Below are 19,611 nucleotides of genomic sequence, written 5' to 3'. Positions count from 1 at the left end.
GGTGGTGACCGGCCTGTTCGTCGCGGTCGCCGTGCTCCTGCTCGGGGCGTGCGGCACCCTGCGGGCCGGCGCGCCCGGCGGGGCCTCGCAGCTGCCGTGGACCACGATGCAGCCCTCCTCGGTCACCGCCGTCCGCGTCGGCGCCGACGACCGCACGCTCAGCGTCGACGTACCCGTGCCCAGCGGCGCGGCGGCCTGCGTGCGGGACCTGAGGGCCGCGGCCACCGACCGGGTGAACGGCGCCGTGTGGGTGCAGGTCACCTACTCCTCGCCGTCGGGGGACCGCGGTTCGGGGTGCACGCGGGAGAAGCCCGCCACCACCCGGGTGAGGCTGCCGGAGCCGCTGGGCGGGCTCGACGTGATCGTGGACCACTACACGCACTTCACCCGCCACGGTGCGAGGCCGCCCGCGCTGCGCCTGTGCGGGCAGCTGGGCTGCGACCCGCCGAGGACCGGGTGCACCGACGCCTCCTACGACCAGGCGGTGCTGGCGGCGGACGTGCCTCACCACACCTACCGGGACGCCCAGCGGTGCGACGGCAAGTGGCTGGTGCTGGACCTCTCGTGGCGCACCGGCCCGGCGTGCGACGACACGTCGCGACCCGGTTGTTCGTCCCGGCTGGGCGCCCGCTGGTTCTTCCGGGCCGGGAAGTCCGGATGGGTGCCGCTCGTGGACGGCGCGGCCGGGGGCTGCCGGGACGTGCGGCGCGTGGAGCCCGCGTTCCCGGCCGCCCTGTGCGCGTCGCTGGAGCCGCTGCCCGCCTCCCTGGATCCCAGTCGCACCCGCCGGTGACCGCCCCGCCCCCCGCCGCCCCGTAGGGTCACCCCGGCTAGCGGGGCAGGACCACGACGTACGCGGCCGGACCTCGGTCGGCGGACGCCATGAGCGCCGTCCGCACCACCGCCGCCTGCTGCTCGGGACAGTCCCGGAGCTTCTTCGGCGTGGTGTACACGACCGTGATCCCCAGCCGCTCCAGGTGCTCGCGCTTGCGGGCGTACTCCGACCACAGCGCGTCGTCGTCCTCCCGGTGGCCCGGCAGGGGGGCGCGCGTGTCCAGTTCGAGGGCGACCGCGTGGTCGGGCCAGTAGGCGTCCAGGCCGCCCAGACGCGGTCCGCCCGGCAGGCGCAGGCCGACGTTCCACACCGGGTCGGGCAGGCCGCACTCGCGGACCATCCGGTACAGGCGGTCCTCGGCGGCCGAGCGGCCCTCGGCCACCAGCGAGTCCACCGCGTCCACCACGTGCGCCCGGCCCAGCAGCTTCGCCCGGGTCAGCTCCCTCACCACCGCCACCGGTTCGCAGTACCCCCCGCGCACCGCCTCGGTCAGCAGCCGCCGTACCGTCTCCGCGTCCGCCAGCTCCGCCACCGCGTCCGCCAGTGCCCGCGGCACCGGCGCCACCGGCAGGCCCGACACCGGGTGCGGCACGGGCAGGTCGGCGGTGCGCAGGACGCGGACGTAACCCGTGGAACGCAGCCGGCGCAGCCGCGGGACCAGGACGTCCACCCGGTCCGGGGCGTGCGGCGCCGGGGTGCGGGAGAAGCCGTGCAGGGTGAGCGCCGCCAGGCCGGTGAGCACCGCCTCCGCGTACCGGGGCGGGTGCGGGGACGCGGACGTCGGCTGGACGGGTACGGCCGGCGCCGCCGCGCGGGCCGCGTACAGCAGCGCCCCGTGCAGCCGTTCCTCGCCGGTCGGCGGGCCGGGGTGCAGCAGGACGACGTTCGGCAGCAGTTCCCGCCAGGGGCCGCCGGGACGGCACTGCTCGGTCTGCTCGGCCGGTGTCACACCGTGGGCGCGGAGCTGAGCCGCCGTCATCACCCGGCGGTGGACGTCGGAGAGGTGGCTCAGGGAGCGGGGGGAGAGCGGGGCGTCGTGCGTCATGGCGAGGGGATTCCCACGCCGGGTCCCTCCTCTAACCGCTGTTACACGGCCGTCGAACAATGCGGACAGTACGGGACTAAAGGTCAGATGTTCGGATGCCGAGTAGGCACGGGAAACCCCTGGTCCGATCAGGTGCGGACCAGGGGTCACGGTGATGGGTGGCCGAATCTCGTAACGGTCACCCACCGGGCAGGCTCAGGCCAAGGCTCAGTGGCCGGCCGCCGCGTCGCACTCCTGTGCCCGCAGCGCCCGCGCCAGGTCGTCCCGCGCCTCCAGCACCAGCCGGCGCAGTGCCGGCGCCGCCTGAGCGTGCGCCCGGAGCCACGCGTCCGTCGCCTCCAGCGTCTCCGGGCGGTCCTGGTACGCCGGGAACAGACCCCGCACCACGTCCATGCCGATCTGGATCGACCGCTCCCGCCACACCCGCTCGATCGCCGCGAAGTACAGCTGCGCGTACGGCGCGGTCAGCTCCCGCTGCGACGGCCGGGCGAAGCCCGCGATCGTCGCCTCCACATGCGCGTTCGACAGCGCCTGCGACTCCACCACCTGCGCCCACGCCTGCGCCTTGACCGCCGCCGACGGACGGGCGGCCAGGCAGCGCACCTGGTGCCGCCTGCCGGACGCCGTGTCGTCCCGGGCCAGCTCGGCCGCGAGCTCCCGCTCGCCGGCCACCCCGTGCGCCGCCAGCGGCTCCAGGAACACCCAGCGCAGCTCCTGGTCCACCACCAGGCCGTCGAAGCCGGTCGTGCCGTCCAGCAGATCCCGCAGCAGAACGAGGTCGCCCTCGGACGTGGCCACCGCCGCGAAGAACCGCGCCCACGCCAGCTGCTGCTCACTGCCCGGACCGGCCGCCCGCAGCTCCCGCAGCGCCCCCTCCGCCAGCAGCCGCCCGCCCGTCTCCCGCCACGCCGGTGCCGCGTAGTGCACCAGCGCCGAGTCCGCCCAGGCGTGCAGCATCTGGAGCACACCGATGTCGGACTCGCGGCCCGCGAAGCGCAGCACCAGGGCGATGAAGTCCCGGGCCGGCAGCAGCCCGTCCCGGGTCAGGTTCCACAGCGCCGACCAGCACAGGGCGCGGGCGAGCGGGTCGGTGAGCGCGCCCAGCCGGGCGCGCAGGGTCGCCAGCGAGGTCTCGTCGAAACGGATCTTGCAGTAGGTGAGGTCGTCGTCGTTGACCAGCACCAGCTCCGGTGCCTGCTCGCCCGCCAGCTCCGCCACGACCGTCCGGGGGCCGTCCACGTCCGTCTCCACGCGCGCGTACCGCTCCAGCGCACCCTCCGGCGTGGTGCGGTACAGGCCCACCGCGACCCGGTGCGGACGCAGTTCGGGATGCGACTCGGCCGCCTCCTGCACCACCGCCAGCTCGGCGATCCGGCCGCCCTCGGTGTCCAGCAGCACCTGCGGGGTCAGCGCGTTCACCCCCGCCGTCTGGAGCCAGGACCGCGCCCAGCCCGACATGTCCCGGCCACTGGTCTCTGCCAGCACCGACAGCAGGTCGCCCAGGCGCGTGTTGCTGTACGCGTTGCGCTTGAAGTAGCGGCGGGCACCCTCCAGGAACGCGTCCTGGCCGACGTACGCCACCAGCTGCTTCAGGACCGAGGCGCCCTTGGCGTAGGTGATGCCGTCGAAGTTCAGCTTGGCGTCCTGGAGGTCGCGGATGTCCGCGGTGACCGGATGCGTGGACGGCAGCTGGTCCGCCCGGTACGCCCAGGCCTTTCGGCGGTTCGCGAAGGTGACCCAGGCGTCCCGGAAGCGGGTCGCGCCCACGTTCGCGAACGTGCCCATGAAGTCCGCGAAGGACTCCTTCAGCCACAGGTCGTCCCACCACACCATGGTGACCAGGTCGCCGAACCACATGTGCGCCATCTCGTGCAGGATGACGTTGGCCCGCGCCTCGTACGACGCCTGTGTCACCTTGCCGCGGAAGATGTACTCCTCCCGGAAGGTCACCAGGCCCGGGTTCTCCATCGCGCCCAGGTTGTACTCCGGCACGAACGCCTGGTCGTACTTGCCGAACGGGTACGGGAAGTCGAAGTGGTCGTGGAAGAAGTCCAGGCCCTGCTTGGTCACCAGGAAGACGTCGTCCGCGTCGAAGTGCGGCGCCAGCCCCTTGCGGCACATCGCGCCCAGGGCGACCTCCAGCTTCGTGCCGTCCTCGAAGGTGCGCGTGTAGGAGTCCGTCACATAGTGGTACGGGCCCGCCACCACACAGGTGATGTACGTCGAGATCGGCTTGGTCTCCGTGAACCGCCACACCCCGTCGGCGAGTTCACCGGCGCCGTTGCTCCACACCGTCCATCCCTCGGGCGCCCGCACCTCGAAGCGGTACGGCGCCTTCAGGTCCGGCTGCTCGAAGTTCGCGAACACCCGGCGGGCGTCGGCCGGCTCGTACTGGGTGTACAGGTAGACCTCGCCGTCCTCCGGGTCGACGAAGCGGTGCAGGCCCTCACCGGTGCGCGAGTAGGCGCACCGGGCGTCCACCACCAGCTCGTTCTCCGCGGCCAGGTCCTCCAGCAGGATCCGGGAGCCGTCGAAGACCTCGCCCGGGTCCAGGTCCCGGCCGTTGAGCGAGACGGCCGTGACGCCCGGGGCGATCAGGTCGGCGAAGCTCGCCGCGCCCGGCTCCGCGCAGCGGAAGCGGACGGTGGTCACCGAGCGGAACGTGCGCGGCTCGACGCCGCCGTCACCGACGGCGGACCGGATGTCGAGGAACACGTCGTACCCGTCGACGGACAGCAGGGCGGCCCGCTCCCGGGCCTCGTCGCGGGACAGATTCTCACCGGGCACGGACGGCACTCCCTTGTGATCGCGTGATGGTGGCGGAACAGGACCGATCCTGCCATGCGGTCCTGACGGCGCACAGCGGGGAATGCGTGGGGCGGTGACCTCGTTGTCCAGGCAAACGACGTTCGCCCAAGGAGCCTTCCGTGTCCGAGACCGCCGCCCCGTCCGGCAAGACCCCCGTCGACTTCTGGTTCGACCCCCTGTGCCCGTGGGCCTGGATGACCTCCCGGTGGATGCTCGAGGTGGAGAAGGTCCGCGACATCGAGGTCCGCTGGCACGTCATGAGCCTCGCCGTGCTCAACGAGGACAGGCTCGACGAGCTGCCCGAGGACTACCGCGACCTGCTGCAGACCAAGGCGTGGCCGCCGGTGCGCGTGGTCACCGCGGCCTGGCAGAAGCACGGCGCCGACGTGCTCGGCCCGCTCTACACCGCGCTCGGCACCCGCATCCACAACAACGAGGAGGGCCCGACCACGGAGGCGATCGCCGGTGCGCTCGCGGACGTGGGTCTGCCCGCCGAGCTGATCGACTACGCCGGCCAGGAGGACTTCGAGTTCGACGCCGAGCTGCGCGCCTCCCACAAGGAGGGCATCGAGAAGGTCGGCCAGGACGTCGGTACCCCGGTCATCGCGGTCCCCGGCCCCGACGGCGAGCAGATCGCCTTCTTCGGCCCGGTCGTCACCCCCGCCCCCCAGGGCGAGGAGGCGGCCCGCCTGTGGGACGGCACGCTCGCCGTGGCCTCCGTGCCGGGCTTCTACGAGATCAAGCGGTCCCGGACGAAGGGCCCCGACTTCAGCAACCTGTGACGCCGGTGACGGGCCCGGTCACCGGCCGGGCCCGTTCCCGCGCCCCGGCCAGCAGCTCCAGGTGCTCCGCGTAGCCCTGGGAGTAGTACGCCGCCCGGTACGGGTCCGGGTCGACCAGCCGGGTGGGCCGCGTCCACGCCCCGGTGTCCAGCGGCACGCCGTACCGCCCGGCCGCGGCCAGCACCGCGCCCCGCGCGCCGACCTCGCCCTCCACCACCCGCAGCGGCCGGCCCAGTACGTCGGCCAGCAGCTGCGTCCAGGCCGGGCTGCGGGTGCCGCCGCCGCACACCGCGAGCGTCCCGGTCAGACCCGCCGCCGCAAGACAGTGCCGGGCCGCGTAGCCGATGCCCTCACACGTGGCCCGGACCAGGTCGGCGGGGCGCGTCTCCAGGGACACACCGAGCAGCTCGGCCCGCAGCCCCGGCTCCACGAACGGGGCCCGCTCGCCCGAGGGCGCGAAGTACGGCAGCACGCGCACCCCGGCCGAGCCGGGCGGCGCCTCGGCGAGCAGGGCCTCCAGCTCCTGGTGCCGGGCGCCCGTCGTGGCCAGCACCCAGTCCAGGGCCGCCGTGCCGACCATCGCGGGCATCGCGCGCAGCCGGTGGCCCGGCCGGTCGGTGGAGATGTACAGGCCGGCCGGTTCGCCGCCGAGGGCCAGCCCCGTGGTGACGACCAGGCTCGCCAGGCAGGTGCCGACGATCAGCAGCCCGTCGCCGGGCGCGGTGACCCCCGCGCCGAGCGCGCAGGCGGCCAGGTCGTAGGGGCCGTTCGCCAGCGGGGTCCCGGCGGGCAGCCCTTCGCCGGCCGCCCCGCCCGCGGCGACCGGGTCGCCGATCTCCGGCAGCAGCCCCCGCCGGTGGCTCAGGCCGAGCAGCTCCAGCACCCCGTCGTCGTAGGACCGGGTGCGCGGGTCCAGGAACGGCATCGACGCGTCGGACACGTCCGTCACCGCCCGCGCGGCGCCGGTCAGCCGCTGGAAGACCAGGTCCTTGCAGCACACGGCCGCCGCGGCCCGGTCCAGGGAGGCCGGCTCGTGCCGGTCCAGCCAGGCCAGCAGCGGACCGGGGCTGCCCGGGAACAGCGCCCCGCCGGTGCGCCGGAAGACGGCCTCGACGGTGCCGTCCACCAGCCAGCGGTCCACCAGCCCGTGCGCCCGGCCGTCCATCCAGGAGATGGCCGCCCGCACCGGCATGCCGGCCGCGTCCACCAGCCACAGCCCGTCGCCCTGCCCGGTCAGCCCGGCCAGCTCCACGGGCTCCGGCACCCGCGCGGTCAGCGCCTCCAGCACGGCGGTGACGGCCGCGTACACCTCGCCCGCGTCCTGCTCCACCGCCCCGCCGCGCAGGTCGAGCCCCACCGGGCGGGCCTCCACGGCCAGCGCCCGGCCGCAGCGGTCGAAGGCCGCGGCCTTCACCAGGGACGTGCCCACATCGATCCCGACGAACATGACACCTTCACCCTCTCGTTTTGTCGGGCCCGTTCAGGTCAGGCAGTGCGCGAGCGGCTCCCCGCGCACCCAGCGGCCCACCTCGGCGGCCGCGATCCGCGCGGCCTTCTGAGCCACCGCCCGGCTCGCCCCGCCCAGGTGCGGGGTGAGCACGACCCGGTCGGCGAGCGGGCGCAGCCGCGAGTCCGGCGGGAGCGGTTCGCGGGCGTAGGTGTCCAGGGCCGCCGCCGACAACCGCCCCTGTTCGAGCGCGTCGCACAGCGCGTCCTCGTCCAGCAGGGGGCCCCGGGCCACGTTGACCACCACCGCGCCCGGCGGCAGCAGCGCCAGCTCGCGGGCGCCGATGAGAGCGCGGGTCTCCTCGGTGAGCCGGGCGTGCAGGCTGATCACGGCCGAGCGGCGCAGCAGGTCGTCCAGGGAGGTCAGCCGCAGCCCGTGCACCTCGCCGCGCACATACGGGTCGTACACCATGACCCGCGCGCCGAACGCGCACAGCACCCGGGCGACCCGGCTGCCGACCGCGCCGTAGCCGACGAGCCCGACGGGCAGGTCCTCCAGCTCCAGACCGCTGTGCTCGTACGTGTAGTACGTCGCGCCCGCCCAGCTTCCCTGCCGGGCCAGCAGGTCATGGGCCTGCGGGATGCGGCGCAGGGCGGCGAGCAGCAGGCCCACGGTGAACTCGGCGGTGGCGGCGGCGTTGCGGCCGGGCGCGAAGCACACCCGTACGCCGTGCCGCCGGGCCGCGTCCAGGTTGACGTTCACCGGGCCGCCTCGGCAGACGACGACCAGCCGCAGCGCCGGGCACGCTTCGAGGACGCGCTCGGTGACCGGTCCCATCTGGGTGACCAGGACCTGCGCGCCGGCGAGCGCGCCGATCAGCTCCTCCTCGGCGTCGCTGGCCTCGCTCACCTCGGCGACCGGCCCGAACGGTTCCAGCGGCCAGCCCAGCGTCAGCTCCCGCGTCTCGACGTCGGTCTCCTCCGCCAGGGCGCGGGTGATCAGGGACGGCAGGACGAAGTGGTCGCCGGCGGCCACCACACGTACGGCACCGGGGGTCATCGCAGTGAAACTCCTGTCTCGGCGTCGAAGGCATGGACGAGTCCGGCCGCCACCCGGACCTGTTCGTCACGGGCGAGGCGCACCCCGGGCCCGGTGAGGACCACCAGGTGCCGTGCCACCCCGGCGAGAGCGAGGGTGGCGATGCCGGACTCCAGCAGGGGTTCATGGGCGACGACCCGGGCGGGGAAGCCGTCCGCGCCGGTCAGGCCCAGGTCCTCGGGGCGGATGCCGGCCACCACGGGCCGGCCCGCCGGTACCGCCGCCGGCAGCGGGACGCGCACCCCGGGGGACAGCCGGGCGTGGCCGTCGCCGTCGGCGACGCCGGGCAGCAGGTTGATCGCGGGTTCGCCGACGAAGTCCGCCACGAACGTGGTGGCGGGGCGGTCGTAGATCTCGTACGGGGTGCCGAGCTGCTGGATGACGCCGTCCCGCATGACGGCGATCCGGTCGGCCAGGGACAGCGCCTCCTCCTGGTCGTGGGTGACGAGGATCGTGGTGTGGCCCAGGTCCCGCTGGATGCGCTTGAGTTCGCGGCGGGTGCTGTCGCGCTGGGCCGCGTCCAGGTGGGACAGCGGCTCGTCCAGCAGGAGGACGTCCGGTTCCCGGATCAGGGCGCGGGCCAGGGACACGCGCTGCTTCTGCCCGCTGGACAGCCCGGCCGGGCGGGCGCCGAGGACATCGGTGAGGCCGACCCGCTCGGCTGTCCGGGCGACCCGGCGCCGCACGTCGTCCCGGTCGCTCCCGCGGCGGGCCCGCAGCCCGAACGCCAGGTTCTCCGCGACGGTGAGCGGCGGATACAGGGCGTAGTTCTCGAACGCGACCCCGACGTTCCGCCGCTGTGCGGGCCGGTCCGCCACGGAGGCGCCGCCGACCAGGATGTCGCCGCCGGTCACCGGTTCCAGGCCCGCGATCATGCGCAGGGTCGTGGACTTCCCGCAGCCCGACGGGCCCAGCAGACCGAGCAGTTCCCCGGAGTCCAGGCGCAGGTCGATGCCGCGGACCGCCTCCACCGGCGGGCGGCCCCGCGGCCGGTAGGTCTTGCGCAGCTCACGTAACTCCAGCGCGGTCATCGCCCTCCCTCGTGCCGGTGGCGCACACCTCGTAGCGCACCTTGTGCTCGTCCAGGTCGCGCAGTGCCTCGGGGGTGGCGCCGTCGTCCACCAGCAGCAGGTCGAAGCGGGAGAGCGGGGCGACCCGGTGCAGGGCGACCCGGCCCAGCTTGGTGTGGTCGGCCAGCAGCAGGGTGCGGGCGGCCGAGTCGAGCATGGCCCGCTTCACGGACACGATGTGCTGCTCCTGGTGGTAGGCGTGGCCGCCGTGCACCCCGGAGGTGGACACGAACCCGACATCGACGCGCAACTGCCCGACCGCGTCCACGCAGGACACCCCGAGGAAGGAGGAGTGCAGCCGGTCGTAGTCGCCGCCGAGCGCGACCAGGTGGATGCCCCGCCGGCCGGCGAGCAGGTTGACGGCCTCCAGGAAGTTGGTGACGACGGTCAGCGGGGTGATCTCCCCGGACCGCAGCCGGCGGGCTATCTCCAGGGTGGTGGTGGAGTCGTCGAGCAGGATCGCCATGCCGGGCTCGATGTGCCTCAGGGCGTGCCCGGCGAGCGCGGCCTTCTGCGCGCGCATGGTCTTCAGCCGGTACTGCACGTTCGACTCGAACACCCCGGAGGGCTGCGCGGTCACCCCGCCGCGGAACTTGCGCACGATGCCCTGCCGTTCGAGCTCGTCCAGGTCGCGGTGGATGGTCATCAGGCTCACCCCGAACCGTTCGGCCAGTTCGGCCGCGCTCGCCGAGCCCTCGGCGAGGACGCGTTCGGCCAGGGCGGCCTGCCGGGCCGCGGGTCCCTGCTGTGCACCGGTGCTGCTCATCTCTGCTCTATCCGTCGTCCTGGGCGCTGTGGCCGGTCGGCCTCGAACACCAGCAGGTTCTCAGGCCGGACGGCCGCGCGGACCGGGTCGTCGGGACGCAGTCCGGCCGCCTCGGCGCGGGCCGCGACGAACGACAGGTGCTGGGCGCCGATGCGTACGGTCACCTCCACGGACCGGCCGAGCACCTCGGTGACGTACACGCTCCCGGCGATCCGGTGTCCGCCGCCGGTCAGCGACACGTCCCGGGGCCGCACACCGACCAGCACCCCGGTGCCGGCGGCGGCCCGCACCGGCAGCGGCAGGGTGAGCGCCCCGTCCGCCGACCGGAAGTCCCCGGCCCCGGTGACCACTCCCGGCAGCAGGTTGATCCGGGGCCGGCCGAAGGCCCGCGCGACCTCGGTGTCGTACGGCCGGTACCAGATGTCCTCCGGGGTGCCGGTCTGCACGATCCGGCCGTCGCGGATGACCCCGATCCGGTCGCCCAGCGCCAGCGCCTCCACCCAGTCGTGGGTGACGTACAGGGTGGTGGTGCGCCGGACGGCGCCGATCGCCTTCAGCTCGGCCCGCATCCGCTGGCGCAGCTTGGCGTCCAGGTGCGACAGCGGCTCGTCCAGCAGGAACGCGCGGGCCGGACGGACCAGTACCCGGCCGAGCGCGACCCGCTGCCGCTGCCCGTTGGACAGCTGCCCGGGGGAGCGGTCCAGCAGGCCGCTGATGCCGAGGAGTTCGGCGACGGCACCGACCCGGTCGCGGGCCTCGGCGGCGGGCAGCCGGTGGCGCGGGGAGCGCAGCGGCGAGACCAGGTTGTCGTACACGGAGCGGTGCGGGTACAGGGCGTAGCTCTCGAAGCACATGGCCACTCCCCGGTCGTACGGCTCCACGTCCCGCATGTCCCGGCCGCCGATCTCGACCGTGCCGGCGTCCGGCCGTTCCAGTCCGGCGACCGTCTTCAGGGTGGTCGTCTTGCCGGCCCCCGACGGCCCGAGCAGGCAGAAGAACTCGCCCTCCCCTACGTCGAGTCCGATGCCGTCCAGGGCGGTGGTCCGGCCGTACGCCTTGCGTACGCCGCGCAGGGTGATGCTCATGACTTGACCGCCCCGAACGACAGCCCGCGCACCAGGTAGCGCTGGATGGTCAGCGCCAGCAGCAGCGGCGGGACGACGGAGACGAGGGCGGCGGCGGCCGTGAGGTTGTAGCGGGGGCGGTCGCCGCCGAGGAAGGACAGCGCGCCCACGGTCACCGTCTGGGCCTCGCGGGAGGTGAGGATCAGCGGGAAGACGAAGTTGTTCCAGGCGAAGATGAACGCCAGCAGCGACACGGCGGCGACGCCCGGCCTGACCAGCGGCAGGGCGACCCTGAGGAACGCCTGCCGGCGCGTGTACCCGTCGAGCAGGGCCGCCTGCTCCAGCTCCGGGGTCAGGTCGGCGAAGTAGGACCGCATGATCCACACCACCAGCGGCAGGGTGACCAGTTGCAGCACCCACACCATGCCGACGTACGTGTCGAACAGGCCCAGCTTCTGGTACAGCACGAACAGCGGGACGATGACGGTGAGTTCGGGGGCGAAGCGGAACGACAGCAGCGTGAACATCAGGTTCTCCGACCCCTTGAACCGCCAGCGCGCCGAGGCGTACGCGGCCGGCAGCCCGACCACCAGCGACAGCGCGACCGCGCCCACGGACACCACCAGGCTGTTGACGAAGAACCGGGTGAACGGGATGCCCTCGCCGTCGCCCAGCACCGTCCGGTACGACTGGAGGGTCGGCGTGAAGGAGAAGTAGGTGCTGAACAGCTGGTCGGCCGGTTTCAGGGACAGGATCACCATCCAGGCGACCGGGAACAGCGCGAAGACGAAGTAGAGGATCAGGGCGGCGTCCGCGAGCCACCCCGGCAGGCGTCTGCTCACCCGGACACCTCCGCCGCCCCGCGCTGGATCCGCCCCAGGCGCCGCACCAGCACCATCGCCGCCAGGTACACCACCGCCCACAGCACGATCGTGTAGCTGATCCCGAACGAGTACCGCTGGAACCGGATCGCCTCCAGATAGGCCCGGATCTGGAGCACCATGGTGGAGTCCCCGGGGCCGCCCTCGGTGAGGGCGTAGATGATGTCGAAGACCTTCAGCGAGTCCATGAACCGGAAGATCACGGCGACCAGGACGTACGGCCACAGCATCGGCAGGGTCAGCCGCCGCAGGGTGTACCACCGGCCGGCCCCGTCCACCGCCGCCGCCTCGAACGGGGAGCCAGGCAGCGACCGCAGCCCCGCCAGCGCGAGGACCGCCACGAACGGGGTGTACACCCACACGTCCACGGCGATCGACGACAGCAGCGCCCCCGCCGGTGTGTCCGTCCACTGCACCCCGCCCAGACCGAACGGCCGCAGCAGATGGTTGACCACTCCCACGGACGGCTGGAGCATCAGCTTCCAGATGATCGCCGCGATCACCGGCGCGATCATCAACGGCAGGATCAGGATCTTCTCCAGGACCCGGCCCACCGGGGAGGAGCGGTGCAGCAGCAGGGCGACGGCCACCCCGAGCACGGTCTCCGCACCGGCCGCGCCGACCGCGTACAGCACCGTCACCCACGCCGAGTTCCAGAAGGCGTCCTGGGTCAGGAGTGTCGCGTAGTTGTGCAGCCGCACCAGGTCCGGCTGCGGCTTCGCCGCCGAGAAGTCGAACAGCGTGTAGTACAGGCCGAGCGCGAACGGGTAGAGGATGCCGCAGGTCAGCAGCAGCGCCGGCAGGACGAGCAGGTACGGCCGCAGTCCAGGGCGCCGGCGCATCAGCCGACCTTCGCCTTCAGGTCGCCGGCCAGCCCGTCCAGCACGGACCGGGCGCCCTTCCCGCCGTAGATCTCCTGGAGGGCCGCCGCCCAGCTGGTGGTGGTGTCGAAGAACTGCGCCTGCGGGGTGAACTGGATCCGCGTCCGGCCGGCGACCGTCTCGAACGTCTCCAGGAAGCCGGGGAGGCGCCGCATCCGGTCCTTGTAGGCGCCGTCCCGGCTGACCGATCTGCGCACGGGGTCGATGTGGTGGCCGGTGAGGGCGGCCTTGCGCAGGTGCTCCCGGCCGGTGGCCCACTGGAGGAACAGCCAGGCGGCGCTCTTGCGCCGGCTCCGGGAGTTCATGCCGAGCGACCAGACCCACATGTTGGTGGCGAGCGAGCCGTCCGGACCCTTCGGCCCCGGATGGAAGGCGATCTGCCCGGAGGCGGGGCTCGCGCCCTTCACGGCCTGGAAGTAGGCGGCCGTGTCGGCGTCGAAGAGCATCCCGGCCTTCTGCGCCCCGAGATCACTGGAGCACTGGTACCAGGTGTACGACGTCCAGGACGGCGGCCCGCCGCGCCGCACCATGTCCGCCCAGTCCTCGGTGAAGGAGACCGCCCGGGGGGAGTTCATGGCGGGCGTGAGCCCGCCGCCCTCGACGGTGAAGTCGCGCAGGCCGTTGCGGGCGTACATCGTCATGAACCCGGGGTGGATGGTGGCCCAGCTCCGTGACCCGCGCACCGCGATCCCGTACATCCCGTCGAACCCGGCACCGGGCGCCTTCCGTTTGATCACCCCGGCCAGTTCGCGCAAGTCCTCGAAGGTCTCGGCCGGTCGGAGCCCCAGCTTGCGGAAGACCCCGGTGTGGTAGGCGACCACGTTGGTCTCCCACCCCCACGGCAGCGCGTACTGCCCGCCGCGGCCGAGCGGTTCGCCCGCCTTCAGCGACCACCGGCCGGCCTGGAGGAGGTGGGGGAAGAAGTCCGACGGGTCCCACTCGGCTTCGGTGGCCGAGGAGTTGCGCATCCAGGGCCCGAGGTCCTCCAGCCAGCCCGGCGGCCCGTACTGCCACACCATGTACGCGCCGAGCATGAACACGTCGTAGGAGGCGCGTCCGCTGGACAGGTCGACGGTGAGCTTGTCGAAGTAGTTGTCCTCGGGGAAGACGTCGTACGCCACCTCGACGCCGGTCTTCTCGGTGAACGACTTCAGGTCGGCGATCAGGGCGTCGGTGTACGGGTGCTTGTTCAGCAGCGCCCTGACGGTGGTGCCCTTCTCCCGCTTCCAGTCGAAGGACCCGGTGACGTCGTCCGCGGCCGAACCGCCGCCCTTGTCCCGCTGGTCGCCGCCGAACCCGGTGCCGCAGGCGGAGAGCAGCGGGGTGGCGGCGAGGGTGCCGGTGAGCGCGAGGAAGCGTCGGCGGTCGTGCACGTGCCTGTCCATCCGGGACCTTCCGTCGGTGGGGCGGTGGGGTCGGGCGGTCAACCGTGCGAGTCGGCTCGACAACAGAGCGTGTAACGGGGACGGAAGAGCGTCAATCCCTTGCGCACGGGGAAACAAGGGGGAAATCTCGGGGGAGTGTGGGAAGTTCACACGGATGGTCGCTAAGTGCGGGAGGCGGGCATGGCGTCGGCGTGGCTCGGGATCGACCTCGGCACCCAGGGCGTACGGGCCCTGCTCGTGACCGCCGACGGCCGGGTGCTCGGCACCGGATCGGCGCCGCTCGTGCGGGGCCGCCGGGAAGGGACACGGCACGAGCAGGACCCCGGGGAGTGGTGGGAAGCGGTCCGCACGGCCGCCCGGGCGGCGCTCGAGGGGGTGCGGACGCCGGTGGCCGGGGTCGCGGTGTGCGGCACCTCCGGGACCGTGCTGCTCACGGACGACGCGGGCCGCCCGCTGGGGCCCGCGCTGATGTACGACGACCGGCGGGCCGCGGCCGAGGGAGCGCGGCTGCGGTCGGCGGGACTCGCGGTCCAGGACACCTGGGCGCTGCCCAAGGCCCGCTGGCTGGTCGCACGGCACGGTCCCGGCAGGGTCGCGCACCAGCCGGACGTGATCACCGCCCGGCTGGTCGGGCACCGGGTGCCCAGCGACTCCAGTCACGCCCTGAAAACCGCCTACGACCTGCGGCGTGACGCCTGGCCGGAGCTCACCGGCCTGCCCCCGGGAGCCCTCCCGCCCGTCGTACGCCCCGGCACCCGGCTCGGCGAGGTCGGCCCGGCCGCCGCCGACGCCACCGGCATCCCCGCCGGCACGCCCGTCATCGCGGGCATGACCGACGGCTGCGCCGCCCAGATCGCCGCCGGGGCGCTGCGCCCGGGCGCCTGGAACTCGGTGCTGGGCACGACACTGGTGCTCAAGGGCGCGGCCACCGAGCCCGTGGCCGACCCGGCCGGCGTCGTCTACAACCATCGCGGCCCGGACGGCACCTGGCTGCCCGGCGGCGCCTCCAGCGTCGGCGCGGGCGTCCTCACCGCCCGCTTCCCGGGTGCCGACCCGGCCGCCCTGGACGCCCGCGCCGCCGCCTTCGAACCCTCGCACGCCGTGGCCTATCCCCTCGTCTCGCCCGGCGAACGCTTCCCCTTCCACGCCCCGCAAGCCACCTCGCTGCTGCTCGGCGACCCGGAGTCGGACGCCGACCTGTGGGCGGCCCTCCTCCAGGGCGTCGCCTTCACCGAGCGCCTCTGCCTGGACTACCTCCACCACCTGGGCGCCCCCCTGGACGGGACCCTCGCCCTGACCGGTGGCGGCGCCCGCAGCGCCTACTGGACCCAGCTGCGCGCCGACGTCCTGGGCCGCCCGGTACGGGTGCCGGCCCGCACCGAACCGGCGCTGGGCATGGCGGCACTGGCCGCGTACGGCACGGGGGCGGCGCCGACGCTCGCCGAGGTGGCGGAGGGCATGGTGCGGGCGGGTACGACGGTCGAGCCGCGGCCCGGCCGCACGAAGCGCTTCACCGAGCCGTACGCGCGGCTGGTGGCGGAGCTGGAGGCCCGGGGCTGGCTGCCGGGAGCGGTGGCCGGCCACGCGCGGGCCCGGATGTAGCGACGGGGCGGCGCGGTGACGAGGAAGGCCGCGATACTGGCGGCCATGACCCCCACCACGCTTGTCCTGTCCCGGCACGGCGAGACCGTCTGGCACGCCCGGAACCGGTACGCCGGGGTCAGTGACGTGGCCCTCACCGACACCGGGCGCGCCCAGTCCGAGGCGCTGGGACGGTGGGCCGCCGCGCATCCGGTGGACGCCGTGTGGACCTCGCCGCTGTCCCGGGCGACCGCCACCGCCGGGCCCGCCTGCCGGGCCCTGGGCGTCACCCCGCATCGCGAACGGGACCTCAGGGAATGCGACTTCGGTGTGGTGGAGGGCCGTACGCTCGCGGAGTTCGCGGCCGAGGACCCGCAGGCGGCGGAGGCGTTCCGGCGGGACCCGGTGGCGCACCCGTTCCCCGGCGCCGAGGACCCGCGTGCGGCGGCCGGGCGCGGTACCGCCGCCCTGCGCCGCATCGCCACCGCCCACCCCGGCGGGCGGGTCCTGGTCGTCGCCCACAACACCCTGCTGCGGCTGGTCCTGTGCTCCTTGCTCGGCATCCCCCTGGCCGAGTACCGCAGGGTGTTCCCGCGGCTGCGCAACGCGGCGGTGTCCGAGATCCGCGTCGACGGCGACCGGACCGCGCTGCTGTCGCTGAACGTGCCCTGCGACTGACGCGTGACGCGCAGGAGGGCCCCCGCGAGTCACGTCCTCGCGGGGGCCCTCCCTTCATCCGCCTGCCGCCGTGAAGGGTGAGAAGACGATCACGAGGCAGGACGACCGGCGGCCGGTCAGGGCGCGAGCAGCAGCACGTCCGCGCGGGACCTGGCGGCCTCGTGACGGCGTGCGACGTCCTGCCAGTTCACGACCTGCCACATGGCCTCGATGAAGTCGACCTTCTGGTTCTTGTACTGGAGGTAGAAGGCGTGCTCCCAGGCGTCGAAGACCAGGATCGGGACGGCGCCCTGGCCGACGTTGCCCTGGTGGTCGTAGACCTGCTCCACGATCAGGCGTCCGCTCAGCGGCTCGTGGGCGAGCACGCCCCAGCCCGAACCCTGGGTGGTGGCGGCGGCCTTGGACAGCTGCGTCCGGAACGCGGCGAACGAACCGAACGACTCCTTGATCGCGTCGGCCAGTTCGCCCACGCCGTCGGCGGCCAGCGGCTCGCCGCCGCCGTCCTCGGGGCCGGTCATGTTCTGCCAGTAGACCGAGTGCAGGATGTGCCCGGACAGATGGAAGGCCAGGTTCTTCTCCAGGCCGTTGACCGAGCCCCACGCCTCCTTCTCCCGCGCCTCGGCGAGCTGCTCCAGGGTGTCGTTGGCGCCCTTCACATAGGCCGCGTGGTGCTTGTCGTGGTGCAGCTCGATGATCTCGGGGCTGATCACGGGGGCCAGCGCGGAGTAGTCGTAGGGCAGCTCGGGCAGCGTGTAGACGGGCATGGTGATCCCCTCCGGAACCTTATTGCAAGTCACTTGCAGGTACACGCTAGCAACAACAACGCCCGGGCAACACAAAAGGCCCCCACGTGTCGTCCGTGGGGGCCTGTCGCGCGAGGAGGCCGGATCAGCGGCGGGCGCGCACCCGCTGCCACGCGTAACCCGCCGCCGCCAGGGCCAGCGTCATCGCGCCCGTCGAGTACAGCTGCACCCGGGTGTCCGGCTCCCGGGCCATCAGTACGAAGATCGCGGCCATGCCGGCCAGCGCGGCCCAGGTCAGCCACGGGAACGCCCACATGCGCACGACGAGCTTGTCCGGCGCCTCCCGCTCGATCCGGCGGCGCAGCAGCAGCTGCGAGACCGCGATGAAGATCCAGACCACCAGGATGACCGCGCCGATCATGTTCAGCAGCCAGCGGAAGATGTCGTCCGGACGCCAGTAGTTCAGCATCACGCAGACGAAACCGAGGACGCAGGAGGTGAGCACCGCGATCCGGGGGACCCCGCCGGACAGCCGCGCCAGCGCCTTCGGGCCCTGGCCCCGCCCGACCAGCGAGTAGGCGATGCGCGAGGAGCCGTAGATGTTGGCGTTCATCGCGGACAGCAGGGCGACCAGGACGACCACGTTCATCAGCTGACCGGCGCCGGGGATGCCCAGGTGGTCCAGGGTGGCCACGTAAGGGCCCTTCTCCACGACCTCCTTGGAGTCCCACGGGACGAGCGTGACCACGACCGCCATGGAGCCGATGTAGAACAGGGCGATGCGCCACATCGCCGTGCGCACGGCGGACGCCACGCCCCGCACCGGGTCCTCCGACTCCGCCGCCGCGATGGTGACCGTCTCCAGGCCGCCGTACGCGAACACCGAGGCGAGCAGTCCGACCAGCAGGCCCTCGTTGCCGTGGGGCAGGAAGTCGGACAGATGCGAGGCGCCGGGGGAGTCCGTGCCCGGCAGCACGCCCGCGATGGCCAGCACGCCCAGGATCAGGAACAGGCTGATCGCGCCGACCTTCAGCGCCGCGAACCAGAACTCGAACTCGCCGAAGTTCTTCACGGCGGCCAGGTTCGCCCCGCAGAACACCACCATGAACAGCGCGACCCAGGCCCACTGCGGGGTGCCCGGCAGCCAGCCCTGCACGATGTGCGCGGCGCCGATGCCCTCCAGGCCGACGGCCGTGCACAGCAGCACCCAGAAGGACCAGCCCGCCGCGAAGCCCGCCCACGGGCCGATCGCCCGCTCGGCGTGCGCCGAGAAGGAACCCGAGGACGGGTACGCGGCCGACATCTCGCCCAGCATCCGCATCACCAGCATCACCAGGAGGCCGGAGAGGGCGTAGGCGATCACGATGGACGGGCCGGCCGCGGCGATCCCCGCCCCGGAACCGACGAACAGGCCCGCGCCGATGACCCCGCCGAGGGCGATCATCGACAGATGGCGCTGTTTGAGGCCGTGGGAGAGGGAGCCGTCCGTCTGCTGGTCCGGCGGCGTCTTCGTGGTCGTGCTGCTGGGCATGGGCGCGGCTCTCCCGGTCAAGGAAGGACAAAAACCCCGCCAGTCTGGGCGGCCCGTCCGCTCACGCGAAGGGGCCGCCCACTATGCGGACATCCGCCGTACGCAGCGTGTACGGGCCGTCACGCCGCCACGGGCGTGTAGTGCGAGGCGTCGCCCTCGATGGAGTAGCTCTCCTTGCCCTCGACGCCGACCGGGATGTCACCGGCGACCGTCACCCGGTGCAGACGGCGCGGCTGCCCGTCGTAGTTGTCGATGGCGTAGTGCTGGGTGATGCGGTTGTCGAAGAGGACCAGCTGCCGCTCCGACCAGCGCCAGCGCAGCACGTTCTCCGGCCGGGTGACGTACGCCTGGAACAGCTCCAGGATCTTCCGGGACTCGCCGGCCGACAGGCCCACGATCCGCTGCGCGAACCCGCCGACGAACAAACCGCGTTCACCGGTCAGCGGGTGGACGCGGACCACCGGGTGGACGGTGCGGTACTTGATGGAGGTGAACCGGGCGCGCTGGGCGGCCCGCTCCTCGTCGATCTCCTCCTCCGGCACCGCGTAGTCGTAGTCGTTGGTGTGCTCGGCCCACAGGGTGTCGGCGAAGCGGCGCAGCGGCTCGGGCAGGTCCCGGTAGGCGGCGGCCGCGTCGGCGATCAGGGTCTCGCCGCCGTACGGCGGAACGGTGATCGAGCGCAGGGTGCTGGCCTGCGGCGGGTTCAGCACGAAGGTCACGTCGGTGTGCCAGTGGTTGGCCCGGCCCCGCTCGCTGTCCACGGGCAGCACGTTCGGGGCGCCGTCCACGGCACCGACCGTCGGGTGGGCTGTGGTCAGGTCGCCGAAGTGGCGGGCGAAGGCCTGCTGGCCCGCGTCGTCCAGTTCCCCGGCGTCGAAGACCAGCGCCTTGTGGGCGTTCAGGGCCTCGCGGACGGCGTCGACCTGCTCCGGTGCGAGCGGCCGGGTGATGTCGACGCCGGTGACCCGGGCGCCGATGCGTGCGGTGACCTTGGTGATCTCGAGGGACATGGCGGG

17 protein-coding genes are annotated in these 19,611 nt (G+C 73.3%); 4 read left to right on the top strand and 13 right to left on the bottom strand.

The genetic code is table 11. The annotated features are described in order from the left end of the window. Nucleotide 1 precedes the first annotated feature (1 nt). The gene (locus tag ACGFT1_RS16275) at nt 2–793 is read left to right on the top strand and encodes a hypothetical protein (RefSeq protein ID WP_373909608.1); all 792 of its coding nucleotides are present in this window, start codon (nt 2–4) and stop codon (nt 791–793) included. Between the two features lie 37 nt (nt 794–830). On the opposite strand, the gene ACGFT1_RS16270 is transcribed toward ACGFT1_RS16275, so the two are convergent. Beyond that, the gene (locus tag ACGFT1_RS16270; RefSeq protein WP_373909607.1) at nt 831–1,880 is read right to left on the bottom strand and encodes a hypothetical protein; all 1,050 of its coding nucleotides are present in this window, start codon (nt 1,878–1,880) and stop codon (nt 831–833) included. 207 nt (nt 1,881–2,087) lie between these two features. Beyond that, nucleotides 2,088–4,667 carry an aminopeptidase N gene (pepN, locus tag ACGFT1_RS16265; RefSeq protein WP_373909606.1) on the bottom strand — a complete coding sequence of 860 codons (2,580 nt, stop codon included), beginning with the start codon at nt 4,665–4,667 and terminating at the stop codon, nt 2,088–2,090. Between the two features lie 140 nt (nt 4,668–4,807). On the opposite strand from pepN, the gene ACGFT1_RS16260 reads away from it, so the two are divergent. Beyond that, the gene (locus tag ACGFT1_RS16260) at nt 4,808–5,470 is read left to right on the top strand and encodes a DsbA family protein (RefSeq protein WP_373909605.1); all 663 of its coding nucleotides are present in this window, start codon (nt 4,808–4,810) and stop codon (nt 5,468–5,470) included. On the opposite strand, the gene ACGFT1_RS16255 is transcribed toward ACGFT1_RS16260, so the two are convergent. Genes ACGFT1_RS16255 through ACGFT1_RS16220 form a run of 8 tightly spaced genes read right to left on the bottom strand, consistent with a single transcriptional unit; the run spans nt 5,457 to nt 14,062 of the window. After that, nucleotides 5,457–6,917 (bottom strand): FGGY family carbohydrate kinase, encoded by a 1,461-nt coding sequence (locus ACGFT1_RS16255; RefSeq protein WP_373909604.1) that lies wholly within the window; start codon nt 6,915–6,917, stop codon nt 5,457–5,459. The two genes, ACGFT1_RS16260 and ACGFT1_RS16255, sit on opposite strands and share 14 nt — an antisense overlap. 33 nt (nt 6,918–6,950) lie before the next feature. Beyond that, nucleotides 6,951–7,976, bottom strand: coding sequence for a 2-hydroxyacid dehydrogenase (locus tag ACGFT1_RS16250; protein ID WP_373909603.1), 1,026 nt, complete (start codon nt 7,974–7,976; stop codon nt 6,951–6,953). Next, the gene (locus ACGFT1_RS16245; RefSeq protein WP_373909602.1) at nt 7,973–9,046 is read right to left on the bottom strand and encodes an ABC transporter ATP-binding protein; all 1,074 of its coding nucleotides are present in this window, start codon (nt 9,044–9,046) and stop codon (nt 7,973–7,975) included. Before ACGFT1_RS16245 ends, ACGFT1_RS16250 begins: the two co-directional genes overlap by 4 nt. Then, nucleotides 9,024–9,851 (bottom strand): DeoR/GlpR family DNA-binding transcription regulator, encoded by an 828-nt coding sequence (locus tag ACGFT1_RS16240; protein ID WP_373909601.1) that lies wholly within the window; start codon nt 9,849–9,851, stop codon nt 9,024–9,026. The genes ACGFT1_RS16245 and ACGFT1_RS16240 overlap by 23 nt, the downstream gene beginning before the upstream one ends. Continuing rightward, nucleotides 9,848–10,936: an ABC transporter ATP-binding protein gene (locus ACGFT1_RS16235; protein ID WP_373909600.1), complete on the bottom strand. Its 1,089-nt coding sequence runs from the start codon at nt 10,934–10,936 to the stop codon at nt 9,848–9,850. Before ACGFT1_RS16235 ends, ACGFT1_RS16240 begins: the two co-directional genes overlap by 4 nt. Then, the gene (locus ACGFT1_RS16230; protein ID WP_373909599.1) at nt 10,933–11,757 is read right to left on the bottom strand and encodes a carbohydrate ABC transporter permease; all 825 of its coding nucleotides are present in this window, start codon (nt 11,755–11,757) and stop codon (nt 10,933–10,935) included. The genes ACGFT1_RS16235 and ACGFT1_RS16230 overlap by 4 nt, the downstream gene beginning before the upstream one ends. Continuing rightward, nucleotides 11,754–12,638 carry a carbohydrate ABC transporter permease gene (locus tag ACGFT1_RS16225; RefSeq protein ID WP_373909598.1) on the bottom strand — a complete coding sequence of 295 codons (885 nt, stop codon included), beginning with the start codon at nt 12,636–12,638 and terminating at the stop codon, nt 11,754–11,756. The genes ACGFT1_RS16230 and ACGFT1_RS16225 overlap by 4 nt, the downstream gene beginning before the upstream one ends. Next, the gene (locus ACGFT1_RS16220) at nt 12,638–14,062 is read right to left on the bottom strand and encodes an ABC transporter substrate-binding protein (RefSeq protein WP_373909597.1); all 1,425 of its coding nucleotides are present in this window, start codon (nt 14,060–14,062) and stop codon (nt 12,638–12,640) included. Before ACGFT1_RS16220 ends, ACGFT1_RS16225 begins: the two co-directional genes overlap by 1 nt. Nucleotides 14,063–14,242: 180 nt before the next feature. Between ACGFT1_RS16220 and ACGFT1_RS16215 the strand changes: the two genes are divergently transcribed. Both ACGFT1_RS16215 and ACGFT1_RS16210 read left to right on the top strand, forming a co-directional pair. Beyond that, nucleotides 14,243–15,664: an FGGY-family carbohydrate kinase gene (locus ACGFT1_RS16215; protein WP_373909596.1), complete on the top strand. Its 1,422-nt coding sequence runs from the start codon at nt 14,243–14,245 to the stop codon at nt 15,662–15,664. Between the two features lie 45 nt (nt 15,665–15,709). Beyond that, a complete protein-coding gene (locus tag ACGFT1_RS16210; RefSeq protein WP_373909595.1) occupies nt 15,710–16,321 on the top strand; it encodes a histidine phosphatase family protein in 612 nt (203 codons plus the stop codon). A 116-nt stretch (nt 16,322–16,437) separates the two neighbouring features. On the opposite strand, the gene ACGFT1_RS16205 is transcribed toward ACGFT1_RS16210, so the two are convergent. The 3 genes from ACGFT1_RS16205 to ACGFT1_RS16195 form a co-directional block, all read right to left on the bottom strand. Next, on the bottom strand, nt 16,438–17,085 hold the full coding sequence (locus ACGFT1_RS16205; RefSeq protein ID WP_373909594.1) for a superoxide dismutase: 648 nt from the start codon (nt 17,083–17,085) through the stop codon (nt 16,438–16,440). A 124-nt stretch (nt 17,086–17,209) separates the two neighbouring features. Beyond that, complete coding sequence (locus tag ACGFT1_RS16200) at nt 17,210–18,595, bottom strand: amino acid permease (RefSeq protein WP_373909593.1); 1,386 nt, start codon at nt 18,593–18,595, stop codon at nt 17,210–17,212. A gap of 119 nt (nt 18,596–18,714) precedes the next feature. Beyond that, nucleotides 18,715–19,605: a TauD/TfdA dioxygenase family protein gene (locus ACGFT1_RS16195; RefSeq protein ID WP_373909592.1), complete on the bottom strand. Its 891-nt coding sequence runs from the start codon at nt 19,603–19,605 to the stop codon at nt 18,715–18,717. Between the last annotated feature and the right edge of the window lie 6 nt (nt 19,606–19,611).

This window comes from Streptomyces sp. Y20, assembly GCF_043195475.1.
Lineage (GTDB): Bacteria > Actinomycetota > Actinomycetes > Streptomycetales > Streptomycetaceae > Streptomyces.
This window is presented reverse-complemented; position numbering and strand designations above follow the sequence as displayed.

Coding starts and splice junctions, on each gene's coding strand:
- ACGFT1_RS16215 (WP_373909596.1), top strand. CDS start 14,243: ATGGCGTCGGCGTGGCTCGGGATCGACCTCGGCACCCAGGGCGTACGG.
- ACGFT1_RS16195 (WP_373909592.1), bottom strand. CDS start 19,605: ATGTCCCTCGAGATCACCAAGGTCACCGCACGCATCGGCGCCCGGGTC.
- ACGFT1_RS16200 (WP_373909593.1), bottom strand. CDS start 18,595: ATGCCCAGCAGCACGACCACGAAGACGCCGCCGGACCAGCAGACGGAC.
- ACGFT1_RS16255 (WP_373909604.1), bottom strand. CDS start 6,917: ATGTTCGTCGGGATCGATGTGGGCACGTCCCTGGTGAAGGCCGCGGCC.
- ACGFT1_RS16220 (WP_373909597.1), bottom strand. CDS start 14,062: ATGGACAGGCACGTGCACGACCGCCGACGCTTCCTCGCGCTCACCGGC.
- ACGFT1_RS16210 (WP_373909595.1), top strand. CDS start 15,710: ATGACCCCCACCACGCTTGTCCTGTCCCGGCACGGCGAGACCGTCTGG.
- ACGFT1_RS16240 (WP_373909601.1), bottom strand. CDS start 9,851: ATGAGCAGCACCGGTGCACAGCAGGGACCCGCGGCCCGGCAGGCCGCC.
- ACGFT1_RS16235 (WP_373909600.1), bottom strand. CDS start 10,936: ATGAGCATCACCCTGCGCGGCGTACGCAAGGCGTACGGCCGGACCACC.
- ACGFT1_RS16225 (WP_373909598.1), bottom strand. CDS start 12,638: ATGCGCCGGCGCCCTGGACTGCGGCCGTACCTGCTCGTCCTGCCGGCG.
- ACGFT1_RS16250 (WP_373909603.1), bottom strand. CDS start 7,976: ATGACCCCCGGTGCCGTACGTGTGGTGGCCGCCGGCGACCACTTCGTC.
- ACGFT1_RS16205 (WP_373909594.1), bottom strand. CDS start 17,085: ATGCCCGTCTACACGCTGCCCGAGCTGCCCTACGACTACTCCGCGCTG.
- ACGFT1_RS16245 (WP_373909602.1), bottom strand. CDS start 9,046: ATGACCGCGCTGGAGTTACGTGAGCTGCGCAAGACCTACCGGCCGCGG.
- ACGFT1_RS16270 (WP_373909607.1), bottom strand. CDS start 1,880: ATGACGCACGACGCCCCGCTCTCCCCCCGCTCCCTGAGCCACCTCTCC.